Origin of the sequence: Pseudorhodobacter sp. MZDSW-24AT, assembly GCF_002794355.1 — a bacterium.
In the GTDB taxonomy this organism is placed as follows: Bacteria; Pseudomonadota; Alphaproteobacteria; order Rhodobacterales; family Rhodobacteraceae; genus Pseudotabrizicola.
In genome coordinates this window covers 1-18,445 of sequence record NZ_PGOI01000001.1, presented here as the reverse complement: position 1 = coordinate 18,445, position 18,445 = coordinate 1, and the positions used below count along the sequence as shown (strand labels likewise).

General features: G+C 66.7%; 12 protein-coding genes and 1 pseudogene. 10 read left to right on the top strand and 3 right to left on the bottom strand.

What is annotated here, in order from left to right; all coding sequences use genetic code 11:
• The first annotated feature begins 74 nt into the window (after positions 1 to 74).
• Positions 75 to 722, top strand: coding sequence for a nucleoside triphosphate hydrolase (locus CUR21_RS00075; protein ID WP_100194979.1), 648 nt, complete (start codon positions 75 to 77; stop codon positions 720 to 722).
• A 55-nt stretch (positions 723 to 777) separates the two neighbouring features.
• Here the strand turns inward: CUR21_RS00075 and CUR21_RS00070 are convergent, their stop codons facing one another.
• From CUR21_RS00070 to CUR21_RS00060, 3 genes are all read right to left on the bottom strand, one after another.
• Positions 778 to 1,827, bottom strand: coding sequence for an ABC transporter ATP-binding protein (locus CUR21_RS00070; RefSeq protein WP_100194978.1), 1,050 nt, complete (start codon positions 1,825 to 1,827; stop codon positions 778 to 780).
• Positions 1,828 to 1,838: 11 nt separating this feature from the next.
• A complete protein-coding gene (locus CUR21_RS00065) occupies positions 1,839 to 3,995 on the bottom strand; it encodes an iron ABC transporter permease (RefSeq protein WP_100194977.1) in 2,157 nt (718 codons plus the stop codon).
• 74 nt (positions 3,996 to 4,069) lie between these two features.
• Positions 4,070 to 5,098 carry an ABC transporter substrate-binding protein gene (locus CUR21_RS00060; RefSeq protein ID WP_100194976.1) on the bottom strand — a complete coding sequence of 343 codons (1,029 nt, stop codon included), beginning with the start codon at positions 5,096 to 5,098 and terminating at the stop codon, positions 4,070 to 4,072.
• A gap of 222 nt (positions 5,099 to 5,320) precedes the next feature.
• Here CUR21_RS00060 and CUR21_RS00055 point away from each other — a divergent pair, with 222 nt between their 5' ends.
• From CUR21_RS00055 to CUR21_RS18500, 9 genes and pseudogenes are all read left to right on the top strand, one after another.
• On the top strand, positions 5,321 to 6,076 hold the full coding sequence (locus CUR21_RS00055; RefSeq protein WP_369802487.1) for a winged helix-turn-helix domain-containing protein: 756 nt from the start codon (positions 5,321 to 5,323) through the stop codon (positions 6,074 to 6,076).
• Positions 6,073 to 8,550: an ATP-binding protein gene (locus CUR21_RS19030; RefSeq protein ID WP_100194975.1), complete on the top strand. Its 2,478-nt coding sequence runs from the start codon at positions 6,073 to 6,075 to the stop codon at positions 8,548 to 8,550. The genes CUR21_RS00055 and CUR21_RS19030 overlap by 4 nt, the downstream gene beginning before the upstream one ends.
• Entirely contained in the window at positions 8,543 to 9,208 is a 666-nt protein-coding gene (locus tag CUR21_RS00045; RefSeq protein WP_100194974.1) for an HAD family phosphatase, read from the top strand. Before CUR21_RS19030 ends, CUR21_RS00045 begins: the two co-directional genes overlap by 8 nt.
• 179 nt (positions 9,209 to 9,387) lie before the next feature.
• Entirely contained in the window at positions 9,388 to 9,717 is a 330-nt protein-coding gene (locus tag CUR21_RS00040; RefSeq protein WP_100194973.1) for a hypothetical protein, read from the top strand.
• Positions 9,718 to 10,112: 395 nt separating this feature from the next.
• Complete coding sequence (locus tag CUR21_RS00030) at positions 10,113 to 13,220, top strand: response regulator (RefSeq protein WP_232622624.1); 3,108 nt, start codon at positions 10,113 to 10,115, stop codon at positions 13,218 to 13,220.
• Positions 13,217 to 14,068, top strand: coding sequence for a protein-glutamate O-methyltransferase CheR (locus CUR21_RS00025; RefSeq protein WP_100194971.1), 852 nt, complete (start codon positions 13,217 to 13,219; stop codon positions 14,066 to 14,068). The genes CUR21_RS00030 and CUR21_RS00025 overlap by 4 nt, the downstream gene beginning before the upstream one ends.
• A 2-nt stretch (positions 14,069 to 14,070) precedes the next feature.
• Entirely contained in the window at positions 14,071 to 15,915 is a 1,845-nt protein-coding gene (locus tag CUR21_RS00020; protein ID WP_100194970.1) for a response regulator, read from the top strand.
• A gap of 113 nt (positions 15,916 to 16,028) precedes the next feature.
• Entirely contained in the window at positions 16,029 to 17,147 is a 1,119-nt protein-coding gene (locus CUR21_RS00015; protein WP_100194969.1) for a metallophosphoesterase, read from the top strand.
• A pseudogene (locus tag CUR21_RS18500) lies at positions 17,144 to 18,445 on the top strand (chromosome segregation protein SMC); the annotation flags it as partial. The gene CUR21_RS00015 and the pseudogene CUR21_RS18500, both read left to right, overlap by 4 nt.

Here is an 18,445-nt window from a genome sequence, read left to right as displayed (position 1 = left end):
CGGCGCCGCTTTTGCCCTTGCGAAGCGGTGGGGGCTGGCCAAGAAAGGGAGGCGAGGCCGCAAGGGAGGAACCGATGGAGACGCAAGCCTTGGCCGAGGCCGTGCTGGGCCGGATGACGGGCGCGCGGATGACAGGCGCGCGGATGGTGGTGGCCATCGCGGGCGCACCCGGGGCGGGCAAATCGACGCTGGCCGAGGCCTTGTGCGACGCGCTGAACCAGCGCCAGCCGGGGGTGGCGGTGGTGATGCCGATGGACGGCTATCATCTGGACAATGCCCTTTTGGACGCACGCGGCCTGCGCGACCGCAAAGGCTCTCCTCCGACCTTTGACGTGGACGGGCTGGCGCGTGATCTGGCGCGGGTCCGGGCAGCGGACAGGCCGGTGATTCTGCCCGTCTTCGACCGCGATCTGGATCTGGCGCGGGCTGGCGCGCGCGAAGTGGGGCCAGAGGTGCCGATCATCGTGATCGAAGGCAATTACCTGCTGCTGGATCAGGCGCCGTGGCGCGATCTGGCCCCGATGTTCGACATGACGGTGTTTGTCGAGGTGCCCGAGGCCGAGTTGGAGCGCCGCCTTGTGGCGCGTTGGCTGCATTATGGCCATGCGCCCGAGGCGGCGCGGGCACGGGCGCTGAGCAATGACATTCCCAATGCGCGGCTGGTGGTGGCGCACTCGCGCGCGGCGGATGTGACCCTGCGCCAAGACACGGCTTCAGACTGAAAAAGAGGGGGGGCAGATGCCCGCCCCCCCAAGAGAAAACCTGTCCGGCCCGCGGTCAGGCGGGGACCAGCCGCACATCTTCGGGCGCGAAGCCCATGTGGACCGTGTCGCCCTGCCGGAAGGGCAAGGGCTGGGGCGCGCCGATGGCAAAGATCGAGCCTGCGGCGGTGGACAAGGTGTATTGCACCGAATTGCCCAGCCATGCGGCATAGGTGACCTCGGCCGGGAGGCTGTGCGGTGCCGGATCGCGCGACAAGCGCACATGATGCGGGCGCAAGACCATGCGGGCAGGGCCGGTGGCGGCACTGGCCAAGGGCAGGGCGAGGCGGCGGTCGAGCAGGGCCACTTCGGTGGTGTCGCCCGCGCGCGTCACCTCGACATCGATCAGGTTCGCGTCTCCGATGAAATCGGCGATGAAGGCCGAGGCCGGGCGATCATAAAGATCTTGCGGCGCGCCTTCTTGGGCGATCTCGGCGTTTTTCATGACGATGATGCGGTCCGACACCGCCATCGCCTCTTCCTGGTCATGCGTCACATAGACCGCCGTCAGGCCCAGGCGCTGCTGGATCTGGCGGATTTCCTCGCGCACATGGCGGCGCAATTTCGCATCAAGGTTCGAGAGCGGTTCATCGAGCAACAGAACCTCGGGTTCCAGCACGATGGCGCGGGCCACGGCGACGCGCTGCTGCTGGCCGCCCGACAGCTCGGACGGCAGCCGCGCGCCAAAGCCCTTGAGGCCCACCATCTCGAGCCCGGCTTCGGCGCGGTCGCGGAGTTCGGATTTGGCCGTGCCCTTGACCGAGAGGCCGTAGCCCACGTTTTCGAGCACGGTCATGTGCGGGAACAGCGCGTAGGACTGAAACACCATCGACACCGCGCGGTAGGTGGCCGAAAGATGGGTGACATCCTGCCCCCCGATCAGGATGCGGCCAGAGCTTGCGCTTTCAAGCCCTGCGATCAGGCGCAGCGTGGTGGTCTTGCCGCAGCCCGACGGGCCAAGCAGGGTGACGAGCGTGCCGGGGGTGATGTCGAGCGACAGCGGCTTGAGCGCCACAACATCGCCGAAGGTCTTGGTGACATTTTCGAAACGGACAGAGCCTTTCATGGCGGCCTCTTTCAATGGGCTTCGATGCGATCGGCCCGGCGCAGTTTGCGCCGCCCGATGATCAGTTGCAGGGCAAGGATGGCGACCAGCATGGTGACGATCAGCACGGTGGCATAGGCGATGGCGATGCCGAATTCGCCATTCTCGACCCGGCCGACGATGAAGCTTGTGGCCATGTTGTAGCGGGCCGAGACAAGGAAGATGACGGCAGAGACCGAGGTGATGGCCCGCACGAAACTGTAGGTGAGCGCGGCAAGAATGGCCGGACCCATCAAGGGCAGGATCACCCGGCGCAAGGTGGTGGCCGAATTGGCGCCAAGGGTGATCGAGGCCTCGTCCAGCGATTTGTCGAGCTGGCTCATCGCGGCGATGCCGCCGCGCACGCCCACCGGCATGTTGCGGAACACGAAGACGATGATCAGGATCAGGCCGGTGGCGGTTAATTCAATCGGCGGGAAGTTGAAGGCCATCACATAGGCCACCCCGATCACCGTGCCGGGAATGGCAAAGGAGAGCATGGTGGAAAACTCGAACGCCTCTTTGCCCGCGAATTTCTGGCGCACCAGCAGATAGGCGGTGGCGAGGCCGACGGCTGCGGTGAGCGGGGCTGCGATGGCCGCGATGGTCAGAGTGGTGAAATAGCTGTTCCATGCGGCCCCGGTGAAGTGGATGCCGTTGCGATAGACGATGCCGAAGGCGCGGGTGTAATGCTCGAAGGTGAGCGTGTGGTCATAGCCCCAGAGCTTGACGAAGCTGCCAAAGACGATGAGCAGGTAAAGCACCAGCGTGAAGGCGGCCCAAGGCAGGGCGACGGCATAGCAGGTCCAGCGCAGGCCATCGTTCAGCGCGGCGTTGCGGCCCGAGTCGGCCTTGCCGGTGACGGTGGCATAGTTCTTGCGGCCCAGCCATTTGCGTTGGGCAAGGAAGGCGCCCAGCGTCATCACCAGAAGGATGAGCGAGAGGATGGCGGCATTGGCCGGGTCGGCCACGGTGCCGACGATGGCGAAGTAGATTTCGGTGGACAGCACGTTGAAATTGCCGCCGAGCACGAGCGGGTTGCCGAAATCGGCAAGGCTTTCGATGAAGCCGAGCAGGAAGGCATTGGCAAGGCCGGGGCGCATCAGCGGCAGGCTGATGAAGCGGAAGGTTTGCCAGCGGTCGGCGTCGAGGGTTTGCGAGGCTTCCTCCATGCTGGGGCTGACGCCTTCGACCACGCCGATCAGCACGAGGAAGGCGATCGGGGTGAAGGAGAGCATCTGGGCGAGCCAGACGCCGTAAAAGCCGTAGAGCCAGCGGGTTTTCTCCCATCCGAAGGTGTCGGAGAAGAACTCGGTGATGGTGCCGGCGCGGCCGAAGAGGAGGATGAGGACGAGCCCGATCACGAAGGGAGGCGTGATGATGGGCAGGATGGTGAGGACGCGCAGGAGCTTTTTGGCGCGGAAATTGGTGCGGGTGAAGATGAGCGCGAAGGCAAGGCCCATGAGGGTGGTGCCGGTGGCGGTGGCAAGGGCGAGCAAGAGCGAGTTGAGCGCCGCGCCGCAGGTGCCGCGCCCGGTGAGGCAGGCGGCGGACCAGATTTCGGGGGCGAAGAAGCGCGGGAGGAATTCGCTGACGCCAAGGCCCGCGCCGCCGCGCAGCTCGAAGGCGCGGATCAGGATGAAGCTCATCGGGTAGAAGACGAAGATGCCGACGAGGGCGATGATGGCACCGATGAGGCCGGTGATGAAGGCGTCTCCGCGACCACGGCCCATGCCGGAGATGCCGGTGGTGAGGAGAAAGAGCAGTGCGGTGGCGGTGACAAAGGCGCCGCCGCCCATGCCGGGCTGGCTGGCGCCGTCCAGCAGGCCAAAGCGGGTGCCGTTGCCAAGGATCACAAGGCCTTGAGCGGCCATCAGCGCGAGGCCGAGGCCGCCGCCAAGGACGAGCCCGCGGGCGGTGGTGAGGTGGTCGCGGCGGAGCGCGAGGGCGGCGGCGGCGATGGCAAAGCCCAGAAGCGGCAGCCAGAGCCAGCCGCGCGCCTCCATCGCCCAGAGCAGGGCGGGGCGCGCGTCGCTGCCCAGTGAAGAGATCCAGCCGAAGGACCAGAATCCTCCTGCCACCATATACCAAGGCAGCAGGGCATAGCCTGCCAGCCCGATCAAGAGCCAAAGCCCCGCCGTGCGCCGCATTGTCTTATCCTTTGGAAAACTGCCGGTGGATGCGCGAAGGGCCCGCCCCGGATGGGGGCGGGCCGGTCAGGCGATCACTGTTCGAAGTTGCCGCCCTTGGACTTCACTTCGGCTTCCCAGCGGGCCAGCAGACGCTCGCGGGTTTCAGAGGCGCCATAGGTGGCGAAATCGTAGTCGATGAGCTTGACCGCGGCCATGTCGGGGGCCTCGGGGTCGGTTTCGGCGGCGGGGTGGGAGGGGATGTTGAACACGCCGACCTCGAGCCCGCGCGACTGCGCTTCGGCCGAGATCACATATTCCACCCATTTCGTCGCGGCTTCGAGATTGGGGGTGTTGGCGATCACCGACACGGCGCCGACCTCATAGCCGGTGCCTTCGCAAGGCGAGACGATCTCGACGGGGAAGCCCTGCTTTTTCAGGTTCACCATGTCATGCATGAAGCCGACCGCGATGGTGGTTTCCGCCCGCGCGGCCATCTTGCTGGGGGCCGAGCCGGATTTGGTGTTCTGGTTCACGTTCTGACCGATGTCGGCCAGCATCTTGAACGCCTCGTCCTCGCCAAAGAGCTGCACCAGCGTGGCAAGCTGGGTATAGGCCGTGCCGGAGGATTGCGGGTTCGAGACCGTGACCTCGCCCTTGTATTCGGGCTTGGCCAGATCCTTCCAGCAGGCTGGCGCGGGCAGGCCCTTTTCGGCCAGAACTTCGGTGTTGTACAGGATGCCCAGAAGGCCCACATGCACACCCACCGCCTTGCCGCCCGACATTTCGGTCATGTTCTGCGACCAGCCGAGCTGTTCAGAGACATCGACGCCGCTGGCGACGGTCAGGTTTTCATTGGCGGCGATCAGATGCGGGTCGCCCGTGCCACCCCACCAGACATCGATCTTGGGATTGCCGGCTTCGGCGCGGATCTGCGCCAGAACCTCGCCGGTGGATTTGCGCACCATCGCCACGTCAATGCCAGTGTCGATCTTGAAGTTTTGCGCCATCAGGTCGCACCATGCCTGCTCGTTCGAGCAGACGACGTTCAGGCTTTGCGCCGAAGCGCCGCTTGCGGCCATGGCGGCAGCCAGTGCCAAAGCACTGATCAGTGTGGTTTTCATCGTGGTCCTCCCGGAATGGCCACCTCTCCCGAGTGGCCCCGGCAAAGAGTTGCACAGGAGGCTGGCCGGGGGGGAGGGGTGGCCCGGTTAACAGACTGACCGCAAGCGGGGATTATGATGAACAATGTTACAAACCGCCAGAAAAGCCAGAATTTTCGCAACCGGAATAAGATTGCACCCCGCGACGCTTTGCCCATCATGGCGGCAGGGAGGACAAAGGCCATGGAACATGCGTCCATGCCGCAGGGGGAGATGCCTTTGGGCAAGTCTCCGGTTGTGGCCATCATAGATGATGATGCGGATCTGCGCCGCACGGTGGCGGATCTGCTGGCGGAAAACGGCTTTGATCCGCTGCCGTTGCCGGATGGTGCCTCTTTTCTGGCGCTGGGGCCGCGCCCGGCGGTGGATCTGGCGCTGATCGATCTGCGGCTGCGCGGCGAGAATGGCCTGACACTGGCCATCCGCATCCGCGAGACGATGGGGATTCCCATCGTGATGCTGACAGGGCGCGGCGACGAGATGGACAAGATCATCGGGCTGGAAACCGGGGCGGATGATTACATGATGAAGCCCTTCAACCCGCGCGAGCTGATCGCGCGGTTGCGGGCCGTGCTGCGCCGCACCGGGCACCCCGGCGTGCTGCCCCCCGACCGCAGCGCCAGCAACCTGCGCGCCTTTGGCCGTTTGCGGCTGGATCTGACCCGGCGGGAATTGCTGGATGAGACAGGGGCCGAGATTGCGCTGACCAATGCCGAATACCGGCTGCTGGACTATTTCCTGCGCCATCCGGGCCGGATCATCCCGCGCACCGAATTGCTGACCGAATTGGGCAATGACCTGTCGCTTTACATGGATCGCACGATCGATGTCCTGATCCTGCGGCTGCGCCGCAAGATCGAGGCGGTGCCGTCAAAGCCCGTGCATTTGCAGACCCGGCGCGGCCAAGGGTATATTTTTGTGACCGGGGCGGCGGCGTGACACGCCTTTCGGTGCGCAGCCGCCTTTTGGGGGCGCTGGGGCTTTTGGCGGCAGCGGTGCTGATTGTGGGGATCATCGCCTGGGGCGCGCTGTCGCGCGGCAATGACCGGATGGACCGGCTTTTGGGCGACACCTTGGCCGGGGTGGATCAGGCGCTGACCTTGTCGCGGCAAGCGGCGGATCTGGCCACGCTTGCGCCCTATCTGCTGACGCTGGACAGCCCTTTCCGCGTGGCGCAGGAAGGGCAAGAGGCCACGCGGCTGGTGGACGGGATCGCGGCGGGGCTGGCGGCGGAGGATGCCTTGCGCCCGACCTTGGCCGAGATGCGCGGCGCGATTGCCGATCTGGTGCGCGATGCCTCGGTGCGGGCGGAACTGCGCGACCGCACCTTGCGGCTGAATGCGGAACTGGCCGCGGCCGAGCGGCGCTATGCGGCGCAGTCGGCGCGGGTGACAGCCCCTTTGCAGGCCCGGCAGGATTGGCTGACCTTGCAGCGGAGTGCGGCGGCGCTGCTGGGGGCGGGACGGTCGGAAAATCTGGTGGGTGTGGGCGAGTTTCAGCGCGAATACACGCGGCTGATGCAGCGGATCACCGGGCAGCGTCCGGCGGATGAGGCGGTTGAGCTGACCCGCCTGCGCGCCATTGCCGAAGGGCCGGAAGGCATGTTCGAGTTGCGGCGGCGCGAGTTGGCGCGGCAGATCGGCGCCGAGGCGGCGCTGGTGCGCATCCGGCTGGGCGCGGCGCAGGTGACGGCCGAGGGCGCGGCGGCGACCGCGCGGGCGCAGGCGGCGATTGCCGCAGAGCGGGCGAGCACCACCACGGCGATTGCCTTTGCCAAATCGACCCTGCTGTTGGTGGTGCTGGCCAGTGCGGCGCTGGCCTTGGTGGCGGCGCTGTTTGTGTCGGGCTATGTGACGGGGAATCTGCGGGCGATTTCCGAGGCGATGATGCGGCTGGCCTCGGGCGACCGGCAGACGCGGCTGCCGCGTGGGGCGGGGCAGGGCGACGAGATTGGCAAGCTGTTTCATGCCTTTCGGATTTTCCGCGCCAATGCGCTGCGGCTGGACCGGTCGCATCGGCAGATGGCGCAGCGGACCGCGCTTTACGAAAACATGATGGCGGGGATCAGTGACGGGGTGGCGATCCTGTCGGAGCAGGGGCAGATCGTGGCGCAGAACGCGCGGCTGGCCCCGGTGCTGCGGGTGGACCCGGCGCGCTTGGCGGGGCGGCCCCGGCTGATGGAGGTGATCGGCGAGGCGGGCTGGGTGCCGGATGCTGGGCAGCCGGGGCTGGGGATCTTGTCCTTGGGCGAGACGCATCGGGCTGAGCTGCGCGAAAGCACGCTGCCGGCGGGCGGGTCGGTGGTGCTGATCGCGGACGCGACCGAGCGGCGGCAGATGGAAGAGCGGCTGCGCCAGATCCAGCGGATCGAGGCCTTGGGCAAGGTCACGGGCGAGGTGGCGCATGATTTCGGCAATATCCTGTCGACGATCTCGGGCAGTTTGCATCTGATGGACCGCGCCCCGCCCGAGCGGCAGGCGGCGCTGCGGCAGAGCATGGCTTCGGCGGTGGATCTGGGGGCGGCGCTGACGGGGCGGCTGCTGGCCTTTGCGCGCCGCCAGCATCTGGAGCCGGAACTGGTGGAATTGCCGGCCTTGGTGGAGGGGATCGTGGATCTGGTGGGGCTGGCGCTGCCCGACCGGGTGGAGCTGGTGGTGGCGACGGTGCCAGAGGAGTCGTTGCCGGTGCGGGTGGACCCGGGCCAGCTGGAGAGCGCGCTGTTGAACCTGTGCCTGAACGCGGGGCAGGCGATCGAGGGCGCGGGGCGGGTGACGCTGCGGGTGGCGCGGGCGGGGGATCTGGCGGTGATCGAGGTGGCCGACACCGGGGCGGGGATGCCGCCCGAGGTGCTGGCCCATGCGATGGAGCCGTTCTTCACCGCGCGCGCCGATGGCACCGGGACCGGGCTGGGTCTGGCGATGGTTTACGGGTTCATCCGGCAATCGGGCGGGGATATTGCGATCACCTCGGCCCCCGGGCAAGGCACGGTGGTGCGCCTGACGCTGCCGCTGCATGGGGCGGTGCCGGTGGCGGTGCCGAGGCTGGGGCGGGTGCTGCTGGTGGAGGACAACCCGGAGGAACGCAAGGCGGCGCTGGCTTTGCTGGGCCCGCTTTGTGCAGAGCTGCGCGTGGCCGAGGAGGCGGCGGGCGCGCTTTTGCAGCTGGCGCGGCCGTTGGATCTGATCGTGACCGATCTGTCGCTGGCGGGCCGGATCGAAGGCTGGCGGCTGGCGGAGGCGGCGTTGCAGCGCTGGCCCGCCGCGCGGGCGCTGGTTGTGTCGGGCCATCTGCCCGAGGTTGACCCTATGTCGTCCCGGTTTCCGGGGCGGATCACCACCCTTGCCAAGCCCCTCACCGCCGAGGCGGTGGGGGCGGCGCTGACCTTTTTGCTGAGAAAGACGGAAGATGCCTGATTTGCCTGTGATGCCCGGTGCCGGGCCAGACCTGCCCACCGCCTTGCTGTTCGACTGCGATGGCACCTTGGCGCTGACCGCCGACATGCATTTCAACGGCATGGCACAGGCCTTTGCGGCGCAGGGGCTGGAATTGCCGCGGGCGTGGTATCTGGGGCTGACCGGGCTGGACCGGCGCGGGCTGTTTGCGCAATTCGCCGAGGATTTCGGGCGCACGCCGGACATCGCGCGGCTGGTGGCGGAGTCTGTGGCACAGACGGCGCGCATGGCACGGCAGGCGCGCGAGAATCCGACGGTGGCGGCGCTGGCGCGGGCGGGGGCGGGGGTGCTGCCGATGGCGGTGGTGACCAATTGCGAGGGCGAGATCGCGCGGGCGGTGCTGCATCACATCGGGCTGGCCCCGCTGTTCGGTGCCATCGTCGCGGTGGAGGATGCGCCGCGCGCCAAGCCCGCGCCGGACCTGTATCTGACGGGGGCCGCGCGCTTGGGCGTGGCGGCGAAAGGGTGCCTTGTGCTGGAGGACAGCGATCAGGGCATCGCGGCGGCGCAGGCGGCGGGGATGGCGTGGGCGGATGTGCGCCGCCCCGACTGGCCGGCGCGGGCGCAGGCCTTGGTGGCGCAGATCACGGCCCACCGCGCCGCCCTGACCCGCGGCTGAGCACCGCGCAAAGCGGGGGCGAGCCGCAGATCTGAAAGATCTTTCAGGGCCTTGGCCGCGTGTTGCTTGCGGCTATCCGCTTTGCGATGGGTGGACTTTTGCAGATCCCGGGTTATGATAACGATAACACCGCCAAGCCGCCTGTGGCTGGCGGGATGTGACCCGGAGAGGATGCCGCGATGTGGACCCGAAGCGCGATTTTTCGTGGGCGGATCAAGCCCGGACGCGAGGAGGAGTTCTACGCGGAGGTGGCGCAATTTCTGGTGCCTGCGTGGTCGCAGATGCTGCATGCACAGGCGGTGCGGGTGTATCAGCCGATGGAGTCGGAAGCCGCGCTGAGCGATGTGTTTCTGGTGCAAGAGATTGACTACCCCAGCCGCGCGGCGATTGACGAGGCACTGGCCTCGCCGCGCCGGATCGCGGCGATGCAGGCGCTGGAACGGGTGCGCCCGCTTTATGACGGGCGCCACCATCATGTGATTTACCGCAGGTTGCCGGGCAGCGCCTGAGCCCGGCACCTTGGCTTTCGACAAGGCAAGACTGACCCGCGACCCGTCCGCAGGTTCGGATGCCTGCGTGGCCGAAAAGACCGTGGATTGCAGCGCGTGCGGCTGCCGATGGCGGGTGGGGGGCTGGATGCCCACTCCGGCCCCAAGACGCCGGGGCTTTTGCCGATTTGCACGGTGCCTGTGCGGGTTGCCAAGTGGCGGAAGACCGAGGCTTGGCGGCGGGTCCGGCAGGCCAGCGATGTTTGCCCTGTCATCGCCCGATGGCGGCTGTAGATATGTAAAAAGAAATTTCACATGGCAGGGAACTGCGTCACACTGCGCGGCGTTTAAGGCACTCGGACGGTGCGGGCGGAGCCCGGCCGCCCATATCGGCATGCGTGAAGGGGACAGCGTTCGTGAATTTCAGGCAGGATAGCGGCGTCATCGCCGTTGTGGGCGTTGCGCTTGCTTTTGTGTTCGTGCTGGATCTGATGTTCCCCTTGGGCACAGCGGTGTGGCTGGGCTACTTTATTCCGCTGATCCTGAGCTTTGTCAGCACGCGGCCGATCCTGCCTGTCGCGGTGTCGGGCGTGATCATCCTTGGACTTGCGGCGGGCTTTGCGCTGGACCGCGTCGGGATAGACCCCACCATCGCCGCCGCCAACCGGATCATGGCGGGCAGTCTGGCCTGTATGCTGGGCTGGGCCGGGCGCTATCTGATTATCAGCCGGATGCGGCTGGCGGATTCGGACTGGGTGCAGCAAGGACAGGTTCAGATGTCGCGCGCCGTGCAGGGCGACATGTCGCTGGACAAGCTGGGCGCGCAGGTGCTGACCTCGCTTGGCGAGAAACTGGGCGCGCGGGCGGCGGTGGTGTATCTTCGCCAAGGCGGCGGGTTTGAGCGGTTCGGCCAGTGGGGCACGGATGCCGAGAGTCTGCCCAAGACGATTGCCGAGGGTGACGGCCACCTGACACGGGCGACACAGAGCAATGCGATCGTGAGCCTGAAGGCCGATCCGTCGGTGGCGCTGGGCTGGGGATCGGGGCTGATGCGCGGGCATGCCGCCTATAGCGTGATTGTCCCGACCCATGATGGCATTTCCTGCAATGGTGCGATTGAGATTGGTCTGGACGCCCCGCTGAGCGAGCCTGCGCGCAAATTGCTGGAGCGGGTGAGCGACAAGGTGGGTGTGGCGATCCGGTCGGCGCAATACCGCACGCAGTTGCAGCAATTGCTGGAAGAGAGCCGCCGTCAGGCGGAAGAGTTGCGCAGCTATAGCGAAGAGATGGCGGCGACCAATGAGGAATTGGAAGAGCAGACGCGCGCGCTGAAGGAAAGCCAGCAGATGCTGGAACATCAGCAATCCGAGCTGGAAGAGCAGAACGCCCAGCTGGAAAGCCAGACGCAACTGCTGGAAGATCAGCGCAATGCGCTGGTGCAGTCGCGCAAGACCTTGGAAGAGCAAGCAAAAACGCTGGAGCGCGAGAGCCGCTACAAATCGGAATTCGTGGCCAACATGTCGCATGAGTTGCGCACGCCGCTGAATGCGCTTTTGATCATGTCACGCTTGCTGGCGGAAAACCGGGGCCGCACGCTGACGGCAGAGCAGGTGCGCTGGGCGCAGACCATTGAAAGCTCGGGTCAGGATTTGCTGACGCTGATCAATGACATTCTGGACCTGTCGAAGATCGAAGCGGGCAAGATGGACTTGATCCGCACCGAGGTTGACCCCCAAGCGGTGGCGCGCAAGCTGTTGCGTGGATTCGAGGTGCAGGCGCGATCGAAAGGCTTGCAGCTGACGGCGGAAGTGGCGCCGGGGATCGCGGCTTTCCACACCGACAGCAACCGGCTGGAGCAGGTGCTGCGCAATTTCCTGTCGAATGCGCTGAAGTTCACCGACCGGGGCCGGGTGTCCTTGCTGATCTCTCCGGTGCCGGAGGGAATTGCCTTTGCGGTGCAGGACACCGGGATCGGGATTTCCGAAAGCGAGCAGGAGGCGGTGTTCGATGCGTTCCGGCAGGCGGATGGCACGATTTCGCGCCGCTATGGCGGGACCGGGCTTGGGCTGTCGATCTCGCGCGAGTTGGCGGATCTGTTGGGCGGCGAGATCACCTTGGCCAGCACGCCGGGCAAGGGCAGCACCTTCACGCTGACGCTGCCGCTGGATCTGCCGCAGGAAGCGGGGATGACGCGCGCGCCTTCGGTTGCGGCGGAAGTGCCGCGCACGCCGCTGGCTGCGCCTGTTCCCGAGCAAAGCGCCCAAGGCAAGACGCTGCCCCCGGCGCTGACGCCGCTGCCGGGGATCACCGATGACCGCGAGGCCCTGTCGCCCGGCGACCGGGTGATGCTGGTGGTCGAGGATGACGTGGCGTTTGCGCAGGTGCTGCGTGATTTGGCGACCGAGCTTGGGTTCAAATGCCTGTGCGTGGGCCGGGCGGATGAGGCCATTCAGGCGGCGCGCCATTACAAGCCGCATGCGATTGTGCTTGACGTGGGGCTGCCCGACCATTCGGGCCTGTCGGTGCTGGATCAGCTGAAGCGCGATGTGGCGACGCGGCACATTCCGGTGCACATGTGCTCGGCCGAGGATTACACGCATGAGGCGCTGTCGCAGGGGGCGATCAGCTATATGATGAAGCCTGTGCAGCGCGATGAGCTTTCGCAGGCCATCCAGCGGCTGGAGCAGCGGTTGGAGCAGCGGGTGCGGCGGGTGCTGATCGTGGAAGACGATCCGGCCCAGCTGGAAGGGCTGAAGGCGCTGCTTGGCAATGACGAGGTGGAGGCCGTGGGTGCGGCCACCGCCGCCGAGGCCTTGGCCGCCTTCCGCAGCCAGCGGGTGGATTGCATCGTGCTGGATATGACCTTGCCGGATGCCAGCGGGTTTGACCTGCTGGAGATGCTGGATTCCGATGATGACCCGAGCTTCCCGCCGGTGATCGTTTACACCGCCCGCGCGCTGAGCGAGGCGGAAGAGCAGCGGCTGCGGCGGCATTCGAAATCGATCATCATCAAGGGCGCGAAATCGCCCGAGCGGCTGATCGACGAGGTGACGCTGTTCCTGCATCAGGTGGTGTCGGACCTGCCGGAAAAGCAGCGCGAGATGCTGGCGGCCTCGTTGAACCGCGATGCGATGCTGGAAGGGCGGCGTATCCTGATTGTCGAGGATGACATTCGCAATGTCTATGCGCTGACCGGGATCTTCGAGCCTCATGGCGCCACGGTGCAGATTGCCCGCAACGGGCGCGAGGCGCTGGAGGTGCTGGGGCGGATCGCGGATGGGGCGCAGCCCAAGATTGATCTGGTGCTGATGGATGTGATGATGCCCGAGATGGACGGGCTGACCGCCACCCGCGAGATCCGCAAGATCGACCGCTGGAAGGGGTTGCCCATCATCATGCTGACGGCGAAGGCGATGGCCGATGACCAGAACCAATGTCTTGCGGCGGGGGCGAATGACTATTTGTCCAAGCCGCTGGATGTGGACAAGCTGTTGTCGCTGACCCGTGTCTGGATGCCGCGATGATCCCGGCGCCTGTGCCTGTTCCCGCTCCGGCGGATGTTGAGCTGGATTTGTTTCTCGAAGCGCTGTTCCGGCGGTATCATTATGATTTCCGGTCGTATTCGCGCACGTCCTTGCAGCGGCGCGCCGATCTTGCGCGCAGCCGTCTGGAGTGCGCGACGCTGTCTGATTTGCAGCGCCGCCTGCTGCATGAACCCGATGTGTTGCCGACGGTGATCGATGCGATGACCGTTCAGGTGAGCGAGGTGTTCCGCGACCCCAGCTATTATCTGTCGATCCGGCGCGAGGTGATCCCGCATCTGAGCACCTTCCCTTCGCTCAAGGTTTGGGTGGCGGGCTGTGCGGATGGCGAAGAGCTGTATTCGCTGGCGATCCTCTTCCGGGAAGAGGGGCTGTTCGACCGCACCATCTTTTATGCGACCGAGATCAACCGCCGCGCGCTGGCCAAGGCCGAGGCGGGGGTCTATGATATGGACCGAATGGCGCAGTTTTCACAAAATTACCATCAGGCGGGGGGGCGGGCCTCTTTGTCGGATTACTACACGGCAGCTTATGGCCGGGCTGCCTTTGACCGGAGCCTGCGGCGCAAGACGGTGTTCACCGAACACAATCTGGCCTCGGATCAGGTGTTTTCGGAAGTGCATCTTGTGTCTTGCCGCAATGTGCTCATTTACTTTGATACGACGTTGCAGGACCGCGCGTTGGGGCTGTTCGCAGACTCCTTGGCGCGGGGCGGGTTCTTGGGCCTTGGGGCGCATGAGACCTTGCGCTTTTCAGCGCATGCGCCGCTGTATTCGGCGTTTGACGAGTCTCAGCGCATTTGGCGCCGCAATGCAGTTCAGGGAGGGTGACCATGCCGGATAGAGCGATCCGCTTTCTGCTGGTGGACGACATCAAGGAAAATCTGGTGGCGCTTGAAGCCTTGCTGCGGCGGGACGGGCTGGAGATTCACAAGGCGCAATCGGCGGCCGAGGCCTTGGAGCTGATGCTGGTCAATGATTACGCCTTGGCCTTGCTTGACGTGCATATGCCCGACACCGACGGCTACGAACTGGCCGAGCTGATGCGGGGGGCCGAGAAAACGCGGCGGCTGCCGATCATCTTTGTGACCGCCGCCGATGTGGACGAAACCCGCCGCTTTCGGGGCTATGAAGCGGGGGCGGTGGATTTCATCTTCAAGCCGATTGATCCCGTGGTGCTGAAGTCCAAGTCGGAGGTGTTTTTCCAACTGGGCCAGCAGGCGCGCGATCTGGCCCGCCAGCGCGACGAGATGCGTGCGATTGCGCAGCACCGCGATCAGGCGATGGCGCGGCTGAAGGCGCATACCGACAATTCGCCGCTGGCGACGATCGAACTGGATTGCGCGCTGATGCTGCGCGCATGGTCGCAGGGGGCGGAGCGGATCTTTGGTTACAAGGCGCGCGACATGCTGGGCCGTCCGGTGGGCGAGACGCGCTGGCTTGCACCCGAGACGATCGAGGTGCTGCGGGGGTGGATCGCCGCCGACAACGCGAGCGAAGCGGCGCCACGCTATACGATGGAAGCGGTGGCCTTTGGTGCCGATGGTCGCGAGATCGCCTGCGAGCTGCACGGATCATCGCTGTGCGAGGCGGATGGCAAGCATATGTCGCTGACCTTGCAGGTGCTGGACATCACCGAGCGGCGGCAGGCGGAAGAAATGCGCTCGTTGCTGATCGGGGAGCTGAACCACCGGATCAAGAACACCTTGGCCAATGTGCAGGCCATCGCGCGGCAGACGCTGCGGCAATCGGCCAGTCTGCAAGCCTTTGATCAGAGCTTTTCGGGCCGCTTGCAGGCACTGTCGCGCGCGCATTCGATTTTGTCGGATGCCACATGGTCGAGCGCGCCACTGGATGGCTTGATCGAGGATCAGGTGAAGGCGGGCACGCTTGTGGGCGACCGTTTGCAGCGCCATGGGCCGCAGGTGCAGATTTCCCCGGAGAACATGCTGCGGCTTGCGCTGACGCTGCACGAATTGGGGACCAATGCGCAGAAATACGGCGCGTTTTCAGTGCCCGGGGGCGAGGTGATCCTGTCGTGGCGCTGTGAGGGCGACGGGCTGATCCTGACATGGCAGGAGCGCGGCGGCCCTACGGTGGTGCCGCCCACGCGCAAGGGCTTTGGCCACACGCTGATCGGGGCGAGTGCTGGCGGCGAAGAAGGCACGGTGGCGGTGGACTGGCAGCCGACCGGCGTGGTCTGGACCATTCGTCTGACCGAAGGCGTGACCCTCCTGCAAGGCAGCGCGGCCGCGCGCCCTGTGGCGGCGCCGGTGACCTTGTCCGAGGATTTGCTGATCGGTCGGCGCATCCTGCTGATCGAGGACGAGCCGCTGGTTGCGCTGGATCTGAGCTGCGAGTTGGAGGATGCCGGGGCCGAGGTGGTGGCCGTGGCCCGCACCTTGCGCGATGCACTGGTGGCGGCGGAAGAGCAGACGGTCGATCTGGCGCTGCTGGACGGCAATCTGGGCGGCGAGCGGGTGGATGGCGTGGCCAAGATCCTGCGCAAGCGCAACATTCCGTTCTGCTTTGTCTCTGGCTATGGGCCGGAGCATCTGCCGGCGGATTTCCAGTCTGTGCCAATGGTGCAAAAGCCGGTGGACCCGGCGAAGCTGCGGCTGGTGCTGGAAAAGATGGTGTCTGACTCGATGGGGCAACCGGTGGCGCTGGCAGGCTGAAGGCACGCGCAGGGCGCAAGGGGTTGCCGCGGCCTTTCCTTTGCGGGAAGGTCGGCCCGGCACGGTGGAGGCGCCACAAGGGCGCAGCCGCCGCTGTTGGGGACGGATGACGCATGACCTATACTTTCCTGCACAGCGCGGATCTGCACTTGGGCAAGGCCTTTGGCAGTTTTCCCGAAGGAATCCGGGGCCGCCTGCGCGAGGCGCGGCATGGGGTGATTCAGCGGCTGGCGGCGGCGGCGCGGGCGGGGGGTGCGCAAGATGTGCTGCTGGCGGGCGACACATTCGACGCCGAGACGCCTTCGCCCGAAACGCTGCGCCATGCCTTGCGGGCGATGGCGGCGGAGTCGGATCTGCGCTGGTTCCTGCTGCCCGGCAATCATGACAGTCTGGCGGCCTCGGAATTGTGGCGGCGGATCAGCGGCGATGCGCCTGCCAATCTGCGGGTGTTGCTGACGCCGGAGCCACAGGCGCTTAAACCGGATGTGTGGCTGTTGCCGGCGCCTTGCACCCAGCGGCGTCCGGGGCGGGACCTGACCGAGGCGATGTCGGGGGCGACCCCGGCAGGCTGCCTGCGCATTGGTCTGGGGCATGGGGCGATCACCGATTTCAGCGGCGAGGACGGCGGCGCGGGGATCATTCCGCCGGACCGCGCGCGGCTGTCGGGTCTGGATTATCTGGGGTTGGGCGATTGGCATGGGCGGATGCAGGTTGGCCCGGCGACATGGTATAGCGGCACGCCGGAAGCGGATGGGTTCAAGCACGAAAGCGCGCCGGGGGCGGTGCGGGTGTGCTTGGCAGGGGGCGGGGCGGTGGCCGAGCCGGTGCCGACAGGGCAGTTCCACTGGCGGCGGCCCGGGCTGGATCTGTTGCCCGGTGACGATGTGGCGCGCCGTTTGTCGGATGTGCTGCCGCCGCAGGCCGCGCGGCGCGATGTGCTGATGCGGATCGAGGTGACGGGGCGGTTGACCTTGGCCGAGCGCGCGGGGCTGGAGGCCGAACTGGCAGGGCTTGGCCCGGATTTCGGTTGGTTCGAGGGGGACCTGAGCCGGTTGGGCACCGATGTGGGCCGGGGCGATCTGGAGGCGATCGACCGCAGCGGCGCGCTGCGCGAGGCGGCGGAAACCCTGTTGGGGCAAGCGCAAGACCCGGCTTTGGGCGCGGCCGAGCGCGCGTTGGCCGAGGCGGCGCTGGCGCGGCTGTTCGCGCTGGTGCAGGAGGTGCAGCCATGAAGATCCGGGCGATCGAGTTGACCAATCTGCGCCGTTTTGGCGGGCAGCGGGCGCGGATCGAGGGCATCGGGGATGGGATTTCGGTGCTGTCCCAGCCCAATGAATTCGGCAAATCCACGTTTTTCGACGGGCTTCATGCGCTGTTCTTTCAGCCGCATCGCAGCAAGACGGCGCAGACGCGGGCCTTGCAGCCGCATGCCGGAGGCGCGCCTGAGGCTGCGGTGGAGGTGGAGGTGGCCGAGGGCCGGTTCCGGCTGGAAAAGCGCTGGTTGTCGCGGCAGAGCGCGCGGGTGCTGGATGCGTCCGGGCGGGTGATCGCGCAGGAGGATGAGGCCGAGGCGTGGATCGACCGGTTGGCGGGTCAGGGGCTGACGGGGCAGGGGCTGGCTGGACAGGGGCAGGGGCTGGCGGGGCCCTCGGGTCTTTTGTGGGTGCGGCAGGGGCTGTTGGGGCTGGAGCCGGAAGGCAGCACCGCCGCCGACCGGGCCGAGCGGGACCGTGCCTTTGCCACGCGGCGCGATCTGGTGTCTTCGGTCGCGGGCGAGATCGAGGCGATGACGGGCGGGCGCCGGATGGATCAGGTGCTGGCGCGGGTGAATGAGGCGCTGGCACGGCTGGCGACCAGCACCTTGAAACCCAAGGCCGGGGGCGAATGGGCGCGGGCGGTGGAGGAGGCCGCCGGTCTGGAGGCCGCGCGCGACGCTTTGGAAGAAAAGGCGCGCCGCTTGACAGATGCGCTGAGCCAGCGCGGGGGGCTTTTGCGCCGCCTGCAGGCGCTGTCTGACCCGGAGGCGCAGGCGCGCGAGGCCGAGGCCTTGGCCCGGGCCGAAGCGGCGCTGCAGGCCGCCGAAAGCCATGCGGAGCAAAGCCGGAAGGCAGCGGCCGATGTGCGGCTGGCGCAGGTGACGCTGGCGCAGGCGCGGGCCGAGATCCGCCGGATCGAGGATCTGCAAGGGCGCTTGGACAAGGCCGCCGCGGCCCATGCCGAGCGCGTGGTCGCGTCTGACCGCGCCGAAGGCTTGGTGGCGGCGGCTGCGGCGGAGGTGGTGGCGGCGCAGGGCCAGCATGGCGCGGCGGTGACAGCTCTTGGCGTCGCGGCCGACAGGGTGGAGCGCGCACGCCGGGCCGATCAAGCGCGCGCGGCCCGGGCACGGGCGGTGACACTGGCGGCGCAGCTGGCGCAGGCCGAGGCGCAGCGGCGGCATTGGGAAGCGCAGAGTGCGGCGCGCGCGGTGCTGCGCGTGACCCCGGCGGCGCTGGAGCGGGCCGAGGCGGCGCAGGCGGTGCTGGACCGGCTG